This window comes from Geotalea daltonii FRC-32 (assembly GCF_000022265.1).
GTDB classification, from domain to species: Bacteria; Desulfobacterota; Desulfuromonadia; order Geobacterales; family Geobacteraceae; genus Geotalea; species Geotalea daltonii.
In genome coordinates, this window is sequence record NC_011979.1 from 211692 (window position 1) to 226701 (window position 15010).

A 15010-nucleotide genomic window follows, 5' to 3' on the forward strand; every position below is an offset into this window, starting at 1 on the left:
GAATAACTTCCCACTGATGGGGAAGCCGTCATGAATGGAGTTAATGGTCACTGGCGTCGGCCATGCCGTAACCTGTGTTCTGCCGGATATACAGTTCATCGAACATCTCCTCTTCCCGGCGACTGCCGAAGAGGAAGGTGCCGGCGATTGCGGCCAGGAAGCCGACCGGCACCGAGAGGATGGCCGGGTTCTTCAAGGGGAAGAGCGGTGCATCGAGACCGACCAGGGACTTGCCGTCCTTGTTCTTTTCATAGTCAGCCCGCGCTTTCACCAGAGCCTTCGAGTCCTTGTCGGCGAGCACCATCCCGGATGCCTGTTTCTTCTCCAGCTGCTCGACGATTTTTTTCGCGTCGGCAGCGATCTTCTTCGGATAGGTCATGGTGGGAGAAACCAGGACGACGCCGATGGCAAAAATGGCGCCGACGCTGAGGCCGGTGACGATGCCCCCGGCATTGAAGCGCTTCCAGAAGAGGGCGAAGAGGATCACCGGGAAGTTGCTGGAGGCGACCACGGCAAAGGCGAGCACCACCAGGTGGGCGATGTTTTGCTTTTCGCAGGCGATGCCCAGGACAATGGCAATGGCGCCGATGAAAAAGGCGGAGATCCTGGCAATCTTCATCTGTTCCCGCTGGTCGGGCTTGCCGTCCTTGAGGACATTGACGTAGAAGTCATGGGCGACGGCGGCGGAGACCGCCAGGATCAGCCCGGAAACCACGGCGATAATGGTGGAGAAGGCAACGGCACAGACGAAGGCGAGGAAAATGTCGCCGCCGAGGGTGCCTGCGCCGCCACCCACAAACTGGGCGATCATCGGGGCTGCCATATTGCCCCCCTTATCGACGGCCGTGATCTGCTGGGGGGTAATGAATAACGCGGCGCCAAAACCGATCATCGTCACCATGATCATGAAGGCGCCGATGAGCACCATGGAGATGACGACGCTTTTGCGCGCTGCCTGGGCGTTGGGCACGGTAAAAAAGCGCATCATGATGTGGGGCAGCCCGGCAGCGCCGAGGGCGAAGGCTATGCCCAGCGATATCTGGTCCAGCGGGTCCTTGAGGATCAGTCCCGGCTCAAGGAAGCGCTGGCCGTAATCAAAACCTGGCTGGGGAGTGGCATGCTTAAGCAGTCCGCGGACATGCTCCTGAATGGCCGGGCTGGAAGCTACCGCATCATAGAAGGCGAAGAGATTGAAGCCGAATTTCCCCAGCATCAGCACCGTGATGGTGACGCCGCTCAGCACGAGGAGAAATGCCTTGATGATTTGCACCCAGGTGGTGGCCTTCATGCCGCCAAAGGTGACATAGAGGATCATCAGGGCACCGACGCCGATGACGGAGACACTGTAGGGGATGCCCAGCAGCAGCTGCATCAGTTTGCCGGCACCTACCATTTGCCCCAAAAGATAGAAGGTGGAGACCACCACCGCCGACAGGGCAGCCGTGCCGCGGACTACCTTTGAAGCAGAGCGCAGGGAGAGGATGTCTCCCAGGGTGTATTTGCCTGCATTGCGGCATGGCTCGGCGATGACCAGCAGGATGGTGACAAAGGAGAAGAAGGGTCCCACCGCATACATGAAGCCGTCGGCGCCGAAAACGGAGGTGATGCCGGCGATGCCGAGGAAGGTGGCGGCCGAGAGGTAGTCGCCGGCGATGGCCCAGCCGTTCTGAAACCCGGAAATTCCACCGCCGGCAGCATAGTAGTCAGCGGTGGTCCTGGTGCTCTTTGCTGCCCGCACGACGATATAACCGGTAAAGAGGATGATTGCCACAAACATGGTCAGGGTAATGGCCTTGTTGGTCTTTACCTCGCTTGCCAGAGGGGCGGCGGTTCTGGTGGTGACCGGGTCCTTTGCGGAAGGGACGCCTGCTGCTGAAAGAGGGACAGGTCCGGCGCTTGTGGAAGCGGCTGCCTGTGCCGGTTCATGGGATGGCGCGGCGTAGCAGAGCGGAGCAATGGTCATGCACAGGATCAATGGAATCAATAAACGTTTCATGCCTGACCTCCTCCGTTAATATCTGCCAGCACCTCTTTCGTCAGTGGATCGAAATAGGTGTTGGACCGGTGGGTATAGATGATGGCAATTGCCCAGGTCATGATAAATTCGAAGAGGCAGAAGAAGTAGGTCACATTAAGTCGACCCAGAAGCTTCACCTTCATGAAATCCGGCGCATAGCCGGCGCAGATGGGAAGCAGGTAGAACAAGATGGAGCCAATGCACCACAGGGTGAGGAGAAAGGATTTCTTTCTGCTGTGCAGCTCGATAAATTTCGGCATGTTTGCCAGTTTTGCCCAATCTTTGCCAATTGCTGTCATGAATAACTCCTTCTCATAAATTCAGCCCATTACAGTATTGATTGCTTCTTTCTCTGGTCAGTCCCAGTTTTCCAGCTTCATGGTCCCTTTTTCCTCCAGGTTCCGGTACATCTTGAAAACCTTATGGAGCATGTGCGGCTCGTGGGCACTGTTACTGGCCAGGCATTCCTTCAGCGCGCGATGGAAATAGTCCTGCAAGAGCGGCTTGTATTCGGGATGGGCGCATTGATCGATGATCCTTAGCGCCCTTTCCCTTGGTGACAGGCCGCGCAGGTCGGCAAGACCCTGTTCGGTGACCAGGACGTCCATGTCGTGTTCGGTATGGTCCACATGGGTTACCATGGGCACCACACAGCTGATGCCGTGGAGGTCCGCCTGGGATGGACGAGTGGAAGGAGTGTGCATGATGGACAGGTAGGCATTGCGCATGAAGTCGCCGGAGCCGCCGACCCCGTTGAGCAGGCGCGAACCGTTGACGATGGAGGAATTGACGTGGGCGTAGATGTCGAACTCCACCGGGGTATTCATGGAAATGAGACCAAGGCGCCGTACCGGCTCGGCATGGTTGGTGATCTGGATGGGCCGCAGCAGAGTCCGCGATGTATATTTTTCCCAATTGGCCAGCAGGCGCTTGATGCCGTTGTCCGACAGGGAGAAGGAGGCGGTGGTCACGTAGTCGAGCTTTCCCGAATCGAACATGTCCAGCAGGTTGTCCTGAAAGACCTCGGTCCAGACATTGAGGTTCTCGAAGGGACTGGTAAGCAGCCCGCCGATGACGGCATTGGCGATGGAACCGACGCCGGACTGGAGCGGCAGCAGATTTTTCGGCAGCCTCCCCTGCTTCACCTCGAACTGCAGGAAATCGATGATGTGGTTGGCGATGAGCACCGAATTGCCGTCCGGGGCACCCAGGGGCCGTCCCACCGGATCTCTGTAAGACTCGACTATGGCCACGATCTTGTCGGGGTTGCAAGGAATGCTGGTGGTGCCGATCCGGTCTTTTACACTGAGGATGTTGTAGACCTGCTTGTTTGGGGGAAGGGTGACGCCGACGCAGTCATGGAGCCCTTCCAGGGAAGGGATCTTGCTGTTGATCTCGATTATGATCTTGTCTGCCCGCTCGACGATTTCGGCAATGATGCCGACCGCCAGGGTCGGCACGATGCTGCCGTCTTCGGTGATGCAGCTTGCCTCGATGATGCCGATGTCGATCTTGCCGCCGTTGTCCAGGGTGTAGTAACCATAGCCGAAATCCTGGGCATACATTGACAGGTAGCGGTCGCCGTAGGCGATCTCGCCGGCGTTGATCGCCTTGCGGATAGCATTCCCCTGCTGGTGGGGCCAGCGGCGGCCCAGCATGCCCAGCTTGGCCCAGCGGTCATCCACGTCGGTGCCGATAGAGGCGCCGGTGTAGACGTTGAACTTCATTTTGCCGATACCATGTTTTTCCACATGGTCTGCCAGCAGTGCCGGAACGGTTTTCGGGTGTCCTTCGGCAAAGCCCGAAAATCCCAGATACATACCATCCTTGAAAAATTGGAGCGTATCTTCCGCCTCCATTATCTTGCCGAAAAGGGCAGGATTTCGAATTCGCTTCAAAAACTCGCTTTCCTGTTTAACCGCCAGTTGGTTCATTTCTCGTTCTCCCATTTACAGGTGACATGGAATATTATCATTATACAAACACTGTTTTGCACAATGTATTCCAGCAAGGGGTTTTCTTGGGATAATGGCTATAAATGGTGTGATATTGGTGGGTTAGAAGATAAAATAATATTTTGTAAGGCAGGGGGGGTGGTATATCTACGAAATTTCGGATGATGGTGCAGACGGCAGAGGTCTTATCCCTATGACAACGGGAGGTAACTGTGCGAAAGACGGAAGAAAATCAGGCGGGTAAAAATAATCTCCGATATTTCGGAGAGGTTACGATATTTCGGAGGATGACAGGCAGCGCTTGATACCCAGTTTTTTCATTCTCGATTCCAGGGTAGTCGGCTTGAGTCCCAGAAGTTCAGCGGCGCCGTTCTTGCCGCGGATGCGCCAGCCCGTTTTTTCCATGATGGAAAGGATGTGCAGCTGTTCCACCTCTTTAAGCAGTGCTGCCCTGGCTACAGTAGTCGGGGTACCGTCAGGAATATCAATCTCAAGGGTCGGGCCGTTGCTGAGGATCATGGCCCGTTCCACCATGTTGCGCAGTTCCCGGATATTACCCGGCCAGGTGTAATGCACCAGTGCATCCATGTTTTTTTTCGGCACCCGCTCGATGGTCTTGCCGAAAGCACCGGCAAATTCCTTGACCATGGCCGAGACGAGCAAGGGAATATCCTCCTTGCGCTCCCGTAGCGGGGGGACCGAAATGGGGAAAACGTTCAGTCGATAGTAGAGATCCTCCCTGAATCGGCCTTCCTTGACTTCCCGGGCCAGGTCCCGGTTGGTGGCGGCAATGACGCGGGTATCGACGTCGATGGGCCTGGTGCTGCCAAGTCTTTCAAACTGCCCCTCCTGAAGAACTCTGAGAAGCTTTGACTGGAGATCAAGGGGCAGCTCTCCGATTTCATCCAGGAAAATGGTCGAGCCATTGGCGGCTTCAAAGCGTCCCACATGCCTTGCCGCGGCTCCCGTGTAAGCCCCTTTTTCATGGCCGAACAGTTCGGTTTCGATCAGGGTGGCCGGCAGGGCGGCGCAGTTCACCTTGATCATGGAGCGTTCCCGGCGTCCGCTCAGGTTATGGATGGCGCGGGCCAGTAGTTCCTTTCCCGTACCGGTTTCCCCCAGGAGAAGAACGGTGGAGTCGGTATGGGCCACCTGTTGCAGTTGCCGCAGCACGCCGCGGATAGCCGTCGATTGGCCGATGATATCGTCCGGTTTGTACTCGATGTCGATCTGGTCGCGCAAATAGATATTTTCAGCTTCGAGCCGGTCCTTCAGGGTCTTGATTTCCGCCAGGGCGTGCTGAATCTTCTGATCCGCCCGTTTCCGCTCCAGGGCATTGGCAAAAATCTCCCACAGGATGCGCAGGCGCTGAATGAGATCGTCGGGCCAGGCCCGGATGACGCTGTATGAGACAAAGGTGATGAATCCTTCGACCACACCGCCAACGCGGGAGGGAATGAACATGATCGAGCGGATGCCTCCCCGGTCACGGCAGTAGAGCTTCTCGCGCTGGAACGATTCGGGCAGTTCATCGCTATCGGAAATCTTGAAGATTTCACCGGATTTGACCATGGAATTCCAGACGGGAACCATATCGGGCGGGAGAATGGGCAGGGGAGGCATGATGCCGGGGAGTTCATAGGAGTGGGTGCAGATCATTTCACCGGTGTCCGGATCGACCCGCCAGACAGTACTGCGGTCGAAACCGAGGAAGTCGACAATCTTCTGCAGTCCCTGGACGATCTTGCTGTCAACTTCACTGACCGGCACGTTGATAAAGGTTGTGGAAAGTGTCGAGAGAAGCGATTCGAATTGCAGCCGCTCAATCTGCGCTGCTTCTCTCAGTTTCTGCTCCGTAACGTCCAGTACGACAAGACTTACACCCAGCACTTCACCATCATCGGCGTTAAGGGGGTAGCAGCGGACCTGCCAGGTGTTGTTCATTGCCGTGTGGGCTGCGGCGGTGCTGTGTATGTCTACCGCCAGTTCGAAGAACGGCCTGTTGTCCCTCATGACGCGGAGCAGAATGGGCTCCATGGCCAGGGCGATCTGCGGGTTTATATCTTCGATGCTTCTTCCGGCATGTTGCTCGACGGGCTTGCCATCAATCTTTGCCAGCTGCCCATTGACGTGTATGAAGTGCAGGTCCCTGTCAAGGACGGCAAAACCGAACTGCAAATCGGCAAACAAATCTTCAAGCTCCCTGAATTTTTCCAGAAAGAAATCAGATGAGCTCTTCATTCGTCGGCCTTTCATTTGCATGAGTGAACCAGTCCTTTGCGGATATATAAAGTTGTTCTACATCAAACATGGTGTTGGTCGTGCAATTTCAGCTTGTGCCATTTCCTGCATTATGATACCAGTTTATAAGAAAAGCAAACCGTTTTATATTTACTCCCTTGCCATCCGAGCGAGGAAGTCTTGTTGAAGCTGAAGCTGAATATCAGCATAGGACATACTATGACAGAGCAACATGTTGCCGTTTCATCACCGGCGCCCCTGACATTTCCCTATGACGCCCCCCAGTCCAAGGCAGAGCTGGTTGATATCAGCCCGGAAATCAAGTGGCTTCGCATGCCCATGCCCTATGCCCTCGATCACGTGAATATCTACCTGCTGCAGGTTGGGGGAGGGTGGCTGATAATAGATACCGGCCTCGATTCGACTGAGGCACGGGAAATATGGGAGGAGGTATTTTCCGGGCCGCTGCGCGGTGAGAAGGTGGTGGGCGTTTACTGCACCCACTATCATGTGGACCATCTCGGGCTGGCAGGTTACCTGACGGAGCGGTGGAGGGTGCCGCTGTTCACCACCTACGAGGAATACTTCACTCTGCGCGGCTGGCCTGACCTGGTAACGGTGCCCTGGCAGCACGCGGAATTCTTCCAAAGAGCCGGCTTCCCACAGGAACGGCTGCAGGAGACACTGGTGATGTTCCAGTTTTTTCCCGAGATATCACCGATGCCGCCGTCCTTTATCCGTTTGCAGGAGGGAAGCATTCTTCCCATTGGCAAGGACTGGCGGGTCATTATCGGCCGGGGGCATTCACCTGAACATGCCTTGCTGTTCTCTGGGGATCGTGGAGTCCTTATATCCGGCGATCAGCTCCTGCCCACCATCACCACCAATGTATCGGTCAGCGTCATGAACCCGGAGGACGACCCGCTCAGCCACTGGCTTGTTTCCCTCGACCGTCTCGCTGAGATTCCCGACGAGGTCCTGGTGCTCCCCGGTCACGGGCTCCCCTTCCGCGGGGCGAGGAAGCGGGTTGCGGAGTTGCAGAGCCACCATCAGCGAAGGTTCCAGGTGATACGGGATGCCTGTTTCGACAGGGAGCTGTCTGCCTATGAGCTCGTGCAGGTCATGTATCCCGCCCCTCTTTCCGATTTTGATCTGCAACTGGCGCTGGGGGAATGTCTTGCCCATGTGCGCTACCAGATTGCCAGCGGGGGATTGACGCTGAGGCTCGATGAGAGCGGGGTCAACCGTTACAGAACAGTTTGATAGGAGCAGTTTGTTGACAGTAAAAGGGTAAAATGGTACTTTTTTACATATTTGAGAGGTACACTTAAATCACCTAAAGGAGAGATCGCTATGAGCAATCTCCAGTTTCATCAATTCCGCGGCACCGAGGGTTATGTGGCCTCCAGGGCGCTGCAGGACGTGGTCAATGTGGCCATTGCCCTGGAGCGGCCGCTTCTGCTCAAGGGGGAGCCGGGTACCGGCAAGACGCTCCTCGCCCATCACATTGCCGAGGCTCTTGACATGGAAATCATTCTCTGGAATGTGAAATCCACCACCAAGGCCCGCGACGGCCTCTATACCTACGACACGGTCCAGCGCCTCAACGATGCCCGCTTTGGCGACGGCGATGTGAAAGATATCCGCCATTACATCAAATACGGACCGCTAGGGCGGGCCTTCGCCAGCGGCAAACGGGTGGTGCTCCTCATCGACGAGGTGGACAAGGCGGACATCGAGTTTCCCAACGACCTCCTCTTCGAACTGGACGAGATGCGCTTCCATGTCCTGGAGACCGATGAGTGGGTTAAAGCCGACCAGCGGCCGGTGGTCATCGTCACCTCCAATTCGGAAAAGGAGCTGCCGGATGCCTTCCTGCGCCGCTGCGTCTTTCACTATATCGATTTTCCTGACGAGGCACAGATGCGGGCCATTATCGAGGTCCACTTCCCCGATCTTGGCGTGGAACTGATGGGCAAGGCCTGCAAAATCTTCTTTGGTCTGCGCGAGGTGCCTGGGCTGCGCAAACGGCCATCCACCTCCGAGCTTCTTGACTGGATCCGCGTTCTTTTGGCCAGCGGAGCAAAACTGCCCGAGGGGGATGTTCCATCCCTGGAATCGGTGCCGTTTCTCGGTGCCCTGGTCAAGATGCAGGAGGATACGGAGACCCTTTCCCGTCACGCCAACCGACCGGCCGATGTGCGCACCGCGGGCCGCCGCTTTTTCAGCTGATGTTTCTGGCTCTATATCATTCACTGCGGGCGTTGAAGGTACCGGTCAGCCTTACCGAGTGGCTTACCCTGCTGGAAGGGCTGGCGAAGGGGCTGCATAATGACAGCCTTGAGGATTTCTACTATCTCTCCCGCAGCCTGCTCGTCAAGGACGTGGCCTATTACGACGCCTTTGACCAGGCCTTTGCCTACTGCTTCAAGGATGGAGCCCTACCCGACGACTTGGCCACCAGGGAAAAGATCCTGGAATGGCTGCAGGACCCGCGAATGCCAAGGCCCTTCTCCCAGGAAGAGCTGGACCGGCTCAAGGCGCTTCCCCTGGACGAGCTGTTGCGGCAGCTGGAAGAACGGTTGCGTGATCAGAAGGAGGCGCACAACGGGGGGAAAAAATGGATCGGCAGCGGCGGTACGAGCCCTTATGGCATCAACGGCAGCCATCCATCGGGCATTTCCTTTTCTGCGGAGCGACAGGGGGGACGGGCGGCACTGCAGGCCTTTGCCCGCCGTTACCGGAACCTGCGCCATGACCTGACCCTGGATGTGCGCCAGATAGGTGTCGCCCTGAAAAGGCTGCGCGACCTGCGGGACTCTGGCGCGGAAGAGATCCTGGACATGGATGCCACCATCGAGAAGACTTGCAGGAATGCCGGAGAAATCGACCTGATCTTCGGCCGGGAGCGGGAGAACCAGGTGCGACTGCTCCTGGTGATGGACTCGGGGGGCTCCATGGAACCGTACCGGGACCTTTCCGAGCGGCTCTTCTCGGCCGCCCACGGCCTCAACCATTTCAAGGATTTCCGCGCCTTCTACTTCCACAACTGTGTTTACGAAAATCTCTACACCAACCTGGACACCGATGAATTCGTGCCGACTGCCGAGGTGATGCGGGAGTACGGCAAGAACTACCGCCTGGTCATCGTCGGCGACGCCGCCATGTCCCCCTACGAGCTCATGACCCCCCACGGCACCCTGGAGCGCTACCGGACCAGCAACGTCACCGGTCACGAGTGGCTCCGCCAGTTCTCCGACGCCTTCCCCAAGCGCGCCTGGCTGAACCCCCTCCCCGAATCCTACTGGAACCAGTACGAAACCGTCCCCACCGTGGCCGGTCTCTTTCCCATGTTCCCCATGACCCTGGAAGGGCTGGGGAGAGCGGTCAGGCAGCTGCATTAAACTGGCGTCGCACTCCCTCCTTCCACCCAGGCCGGCTCTGTTTCTCTGTACGACCTCACACCCCTTTTTCGAGAAAGCGGATGAAAATTTTAATGATCAGTGATATATTCGCCAGCGGCTTTTGCCGGATACCTGATGTTGAATGTCAATTTGGCAGTGGGGGAAAAGGGCTCTTCCAGCTTAAAAGTTTATAGATGTATAAACCCGGCAAGGCTGGTGAAAAAGGCAAAGTTTATAATAGTAGAAACCGAAAGGTTTATAGATGTAGAAATAGTTTATACATCTATAAACTTTCTAACTGCTCAATCAGTAGTTGGGTGACAGAAAGAGACGCATGAAAATCATTGAAAAACACATAACACGACGCGATATTATAACTTACTATGTCAAATATGATAGACAGAAGAAGGGACTGCCTGTAATCAAAAACCTCGAAACATGGCCGTGGAATGACGCAAATGCTATTGATAAACAACTTCAAAGTAATAATTTGAAAACAGGGGTTTTATCAGCGTATTGCGAATGGCAACTTGCCCAATTAGACTATGCTGATATCGCAGATTGCGCAATCGTTAATCACATTTTCCCAGGTCAACCACAGGCTCTTGGGCGAATTAACCAAAGTCATATCGCAAAATCTAAGCCTAATGGCAATCCAGAGTGGTGGGAACCACTTTCTTCAGGGTCCGATATCCCACGGGAATGGGCACTGATTTTGCGGCCTACAGTTGCGAGCGAACTTCCAGCAAAGTGGTACATCGAAGATGGTAGTGGTCGCGCACTCGCGTTATTCCAACGCATGCTGGTGAATCAAGAACTTTGGCGCACAGCTTATGCATATCTTGGTATTATTCCAGATGAAGGCAGTCATTTCATACAAAAACGCCCTGAGCTTTTAAGGAATTGTGTCGAAAAAGGGGGACAGGCTGTTTTTTGGTAGCATGTTCAGAAAAGCGGCCTGCACCTTCTTCCCGCCTGCAATCCGATGCGGGGAGCCTTAAGGGGACGTAGTTGATTTGTTGATTAGCACTGCGGGATAGTCAACTAATCAACTACGTCCCCCCCCTAGCTCCCGAACGGGTCAACTGCGCGAACCGTTGAACATCAAGTCAAAGCTCCGTCTTGGTGCCGGACGGTATTCCTTGGTGTCAACAACAGGAGGGCATGAAATGAGTAAGAATATGATCAATGTGATGATGGGGTTATTTGTTGCATTGGTGTTTGGCATTTCTGGCTGTGGAGGGGCAACAAATTCGAATAATCCTGGCGCAACGCAGACGCAGCCAGTAGCAAATGCTGGAAGCAGTATGCGCGTTATCACTGGAGCAGTGGTGCAACTCGACGGCAGTGCAAGCAAAGCTACAATTGGGACTTTAACCTATATATGGCACATCACCGCAAAACCAAGTGGAAGTAATGCGACACTTTCAGCCGAAAATATCGTAAATCCCACGTTTACACCAGATGTTGCTGGAACATACACGATTGGTTTGGTAGTAACTGATTCTGTTGCTGCAAGCACTGAATCAAGCATTACGGTTACTGCAACGCTTCCGATTGCCCCAGTTGCAAATGCAGGTACGTCTCAAAGTGTTACCATGGGAACAGTTGTAACTCTCGATGGCTCAGCTAGTACGGTAGGTGCAGGTAAAACTGCTTCCTACAGCTGGGCAATTGCCACAAAACCGTCAGGGGGTGTCGCATCAATTTCAAATCCAACGACTGTCAAACCGACATTCATACCAGATGTAGTAGGCACATATATATTCACACTGACTGTTTCTGATGGTTATTTTACCGATACAGGAACCGTGACCGTCTCTGTCGCACATAACCCAGGGGACATTGTAAGAACAATTCCTTTCCCGGCAGGGATAAGTGGAGTGAGCGACGTTGTTTTTGATAGTTCATCACAAACCTTATTGGTCTTTGCTTATGATGTCTTGGATAATTGGAAGGTCACAAAAATTATACAGATTGATTACTCCTCTGGAGCGACTTTGAACACGACAGCAATTGTTAATCCAGATTTTTTTATGAATCAGTCAAGCGAGTTTACTAAAGCTGGTGATTATTATTATGGGACAAGTTATGGAAATAGTAATGGTGTTCCTCAATCATTTATTTACAAAATTGATATGAATGGCAATGTGATAGCTTCATTTCCTTGCCCAGCTACAAACGCAGGTGGTTTCTGCGAAGGTCTCGCATGGGATGGTCAATATTTATGGTCGGGTGCATCAGACAATAAGAACCTTACTCAATTCTCAACAAATGGATCTGTACATGCAACAATAACCGCTTGGAATTACATAGGTACGACAGATGTAAGCTACGATAAGACCATGAATCAGTTGATAGTTTCCTTGAACAATAGGCTACATCGTGTTGATCCAGTTACCGGCACTGAGAATAGTAGTGTTTATACTGGGTTTTCAAGAGTGGGCGACTGGGATGGCAATCTGTTTTGGGCTGTCAATTCGAGTACCAAGCAATTGGAAGGAATTTATATAGGAAATTAATTTAAAATATCAGTAAAGAAGAAGATAAAGGGGCCTTAAGGGGACGGGGCCTTAAGGGGACGTAGTTGATTTGTTGATTAGCACCTGCGGGTTAGTCAACTAATCAACACGTCCCCCCCCTAGCTTTCCAATCAGTAGTTGAAAACAATAAGTATTCAGGGGAAATAATGAAGAGAATTCGGGTGTTTTTATCAGTCTGCTTTTGTTTAATAAGTGGAAGTATTGTTGTTGAAGCCGCAGCTCAAGAAAAACAGCCGGTAGCTATAATTATAGCTGCACTCAATGCACGTGTTGAAGCTCAGTGTTCAATCGCACGCATGCGCCAGTCGTTAGCAAGCACGGCATATGAGAAAGCTCAGGTAAATGCTGCAGTGAAAATGAATTGTGAATGCCTGCCACCAGAGATTGAGCGCGCAGGAAATGATCTCAGCGGTGGAAATCCGGATGCCACTATTACCGAAAAAGTCTACGAGACAAGATTAAAGGCCGCAATTAACTTGTGCGTAGCAAAGGGAGTCAGAGAAGATATTCAGACGCGTTGCGAAAATGAAGACATAACTGCACTTGGCATCACAGATAAAAAAGCGTATTGCGGATGTGTAGTACGCCAAGTTAAAGGATTATCCGATGAAGCTATCGCTTCAGCTAGCACAGTGACCAAGATGCATTTTGAAGAAAAAGTTCGAGCGAGAATGGAGGGAAAGCCTGATCCCGTGTCACCGCTCACTGCTATTGATGAAGTCACAAACTTCTGTAAGCAAGAAGAAAAATAGAAACAGCTTGACTCTTTAGGGGGTATAAGATTCGCTATTTCATTTTTAACTCGTCGCTGAACTCGGACAGGCAACGAAGGCTGCCGCTTCGCGGCGGCGTTGCCTGCCTGTTAGCTCGGCGTTGGGCATTTAAAAATGGGGGCATGAAATGAATCTGTCAGAATTCCGATTACGCTGTCATCTCCACACAGGGCCACCAATGGCAAGCTTTACGGTGCTGGACATACGGCAATAGTCTTTTCCAATATGGACACCAACGATCAAAGCGAATGGGAGCCGGCGGTTAATGCCTTACTTTCTGATGGATATCAGATCCTGACATATGATTATCCTGAGCATATCGATGACCAATCGAGAACCCTTGAAGATGCTATTTCATTCATTGCTGCAACTGGTGCAAGAAAAATAATCCTCGTTGGTGCGAGTAGAGGTGGCGTCGCATCTATAAAGGTAGCCGCTCGTAACACTAATAGCGACGCCATAGTTGGAGTTGTTGCTCTTTCGGCTCCTATCGAATATGAAGGAACTATTTTTTATAACAATCACGAATTGAGCGACATTAAAATTCCAAAGCTATTGATAAATTCCGAAAATGATGATGGGGTAAATGATACTCGTAAGATGTTCGAGTTATTTGAAGGTTCAAAAGAACTGTTAATCTGTCCGGGGAACGCCCATGGGACTGAACTCTTTCATCAAGAAGAATCAATAATTAAAAAACTACGGAACTTTGCAAAGTCAGTTTTTGCAGCATATGGCTCTTGAGGTGTATGACACATATTCTTCCTCAAAAAGGAGCAAACCCCATGAAAAAAGCTTTACTGGTCATTGACGTACAGAACGAATACTTTTCCGGCAAGCTTCCGGTGACTCACCCGGCGGGGAGCCTTGAAAAAATCGGTAAGGCCATGGACGCCGCGGCGGCAAAGGGTTTGCCGGTCATTGTCGTGCAGCATACGGCAGTGCCCGATTATCCTTTCTTTCGCAAAGGGAGCCAGGAATGGATGCTGCACCCGGAGGTGGCGAACCGCCCTAACACTCTTCTGATCGAGAAGAATCTGCCGGGAAGCTTTACGGGCACGAACCTGGAAGCGTGGCTCAGGGAGAGGAATATCGATACGGTGGTAATCAGCGGCTACATGACCCAGATGTGCTGCGACACCACCGCGCGGCAGGCGTTTCATCGGGGCTTCGGCGTGGAGTTTCTCGCCGACGCCACCGGCACCCTCTCCCTGGCTAACAATGCCGGGTCGGTGACCGCTGAGGAGTTGCACCGGGCCATCCTGGTGACGCAGGGGATGCTCTTCAGCAAGGTATTGACGACTGCCGAGTGGATAAGCAGTCTTTAGGGAAAAAATGGGGTCACCCATCAGGATCTAGGCTATTGTCGAAGTGGTGGAGGTTCAACAGCCCGTTCCGCCTTTCGCGGACCAGAAAACCACATGACGTCTTGACGCTATAACATCATGGTGCTACATTGTGCGACAGGAGGTGCGAATCATGAGTACTCTCACCAAACGGGCAACAGTATATTTTGATCCTGCCATACACCGGGCATTGCAACACAAGGCTTTGGTAGCCTCGCGATCTCTTTCTGACATCGTCAACGATGCAGTACAACAAGCACTGGCAGAGGATGCCGAGGATCTGGCCGCGTTTGAAGAGCGGGTCCACGAGCCGCTGGTTTCTTATGAAGCGGTGCTGAAAGAGCTGAAGGCAAATGGCCGGCTATAGCATTTTCTTCAAGGATTCAGTCAGGAAAGATTTTGAGTCCATTCCGAAGAATGACCTGCAGCGGACTATGGAACGGATTGCCGCCCTCGCTGAGAATCCACGGCCGATGGGGTGTGAAAAACTTTCGGGGCAGGAGAAATACCGGGTCCGCCAAGGCAACTACCGGATCGTTTATTCGATTCAGGATAGCCAGCTGACGGTCTGGGTGGTCAGGGTCGGCCACCGCCGAGAAGTCTACCGTCCCTGATTTGTATTCCCAACGGTACATGTGGGTCTTAAATCAGATAATTACCCGCCTGTTAAAAAATCCGCCATTTGATGGTACCCTTTTAAGTAAACCTCTAAAGAAATGGGGCCTAGGCTT

General features: G+C 53.1%; 14 protein-coding genes. 10 read left to right on the top strand and 4 right to left on the bottom strand.

Going from position 1 to position 15010, the window contains the following annotated elements; all coding sequences use genetic code 11:
* Positions 1-40: 40 nt before the first annotated feature.
* The 4 genes from GEOB_RS00850 to GEOB_RS00865 form a co-directional block, all read right to left on the bottom strand.
* Positions 41-1996: a solute symporter family protein gene (locus GEOB_RS00850; RefSeq protein WP_012645275.1), complete on the bottom strand. Its 1956-nt coding sequence runs from the start codon at positions 1994-1996 to the stop codon at positions 41-43.
* Positions 1993-2316, bottom strand: coding sequence for a DUF485 domain-containing protein (locus tag GEOB_RS00855; protein ID WP_012645276.1), 324 nt, complete (start codon positions 2314-2316; stop codon positions 1993-1995). The genes GEOB_RS00850 and GEOB_RS00855 overlap by 4 nt, the downstream gene beginning before the upstream one ends.
* Positions 2317-2373: 57 nt before the next feature.
* Positions 2374-3951 carry an acetyl-CoA hydrolase/transferase C-terminal domain-containing protein gene (locus GEOB_RS00860; protein ID WP_012645277.1) on the bottom strand — a complete coding sequence of 526 codons (1578 nt, stop codon included), beginning with the start codon at positions 3949-3951 and terminating at the stop codon, positions 2374-2376.
* A gap of 291 nt (positions 3952-4242) precedes the next feature.
* Positions 4243-6213 (bottom strand): sigma 54-interacting transcriptional regulator, encoded by a 1971-nt coding sequence (locus GEOB_RS00865; RefSeq protein ID WP_012645278.1) that lies wholly within the window; start codon positions 6211-6213, stop codon positions 4243-4245.
* 219 nt (positions 6214-6432) lie between these two features.
* Here GEOB_RS00865 and GEOB_RS00870 point away from each other — a divergent pair, with 219 nt between their 5' ends.
* The 10 genes from GEOB_RS00870 to GEOB_RS00915 all read left to right on the top strand — a co-directional run bounded on the left by GEOB_RS00870 (position 6433) and on the right by GEOB_RS00915 (position 14893).
* The gene (locus tag GEOB_RS00870; protein ID WP_012645279.1) at positions 6433-7476 is read left to right on the top strand and encodes an MBL fold metallo-hydrolase; all 1044 of its coding nucleotides are present in this window, start codon (positions 6433-6435) and stop codon (positions 7474-7476) included.
* A gap of 90 nt (positions 7477-7566) precedes the next feature.
* Positions 7567-8445 (top strand): AAA family ATPase, encoded by an 879-nt coding sequence (locus GEOB_RS00875; protein WP_012645280.1) that lies wholly within the window; start codon positions 7567-7569, stop codon positions 8443-8445.
* Positions 8445-9617, top strand: a complete 1173-nt coding sequence (locus GEOB_RS00880) for a vWA domain-containing protein (protein WP_012645281.1) — start codon at positions 8445-8447, stop codon at positions 9615-9617. The genes GEOB_RS00875 and GEOB_RS00880 overlap by 1 nt, the downstream gene beginning before the upstream one ends.
* A gap of 334 nt (positions 9618-9951) precedes the next feature.
* On the top strand, positions 9952-10557 hold the full coding sequence (locus GEOB_RS00885) for a hypothetical protein (RefSeq protein ID WP_012645282.1): 606 nt from the start codon (positions 9952-9954) through the stop codon (positions 10555-10557).
* A gap of 229 nt (positions 10558-10786) precedes the next feature.
* The gene (locus GEOB_RS00890) at positions 10787-12139 is read left to right on the top strand and encodes a PKD domain-containing protein (protein ID WP_012645283.1); all 1353 of its coding nucleotides are present in this window, start codon (positions 10787-10789) and stop codon (positions 12137-12139) included.
* A gap of 167 nt (positions 12140-12306) precedes the next feature.
* On the top strand, positions 12307-12912 hold the full coding sequence (locus tag GEOB_RS00895) for a hypothetical protein (RefSeq protein ID WP_012645284.1): 606 nt from the start codon (positions 12307-12309) through the stop codon (positions 12910-12912).
* 246 nt (positions 12913-13158) lie between these two features.
* Positions 13159-13677: an alpha/beta hydrolase gene (locus tag GEOB_RS00900; protein WP_012645285.1), complete on the top strand. Its 519-nt coding sequence runs from the start codon at positions 13159-13161 to the stop codon at positions 13675-13677.
* 41 nt (positions 13678-13718) lie between these two features.
* On the top strand, positions 13719-14261 hold the full coding sequence (locus GEOB_RS00905; RefSeq protein ID WP_012645286.1) for a cysteine hydrolase family protein: 543 nt from the start codon (positions 13719-13721) through the stop codon (positions 14259-14261).
* 151 nt (positions 14262-14412) lie between these two features.
* Positions 14413-14646 (top strand): hypothetical protein, encoded by a 234-nt coding sequence (locus GEOB_RS00910; protein ID WP_012645287.1) that lies wholly within the window; start codon positions 14413-14415, stop codon positions 14644-14646.
* Positions 14633-14893: a type II toxin-antitoxin system RelE family toxin gene (locus GEOB_RS00915; RefSeq protein ID WP_012645288.1), complete on the top strand. Its 261-nt coding sequence runs from the start codon at positions 14633-14635 to the stop codon at positions 14891-14893. Before GEOB_RS00910 ends, GEOB_RS00915 begins: the two co-directional genes overlap by 14 nt.
* Positions 14894-15010: the final 117 nt, after the last annotated feature.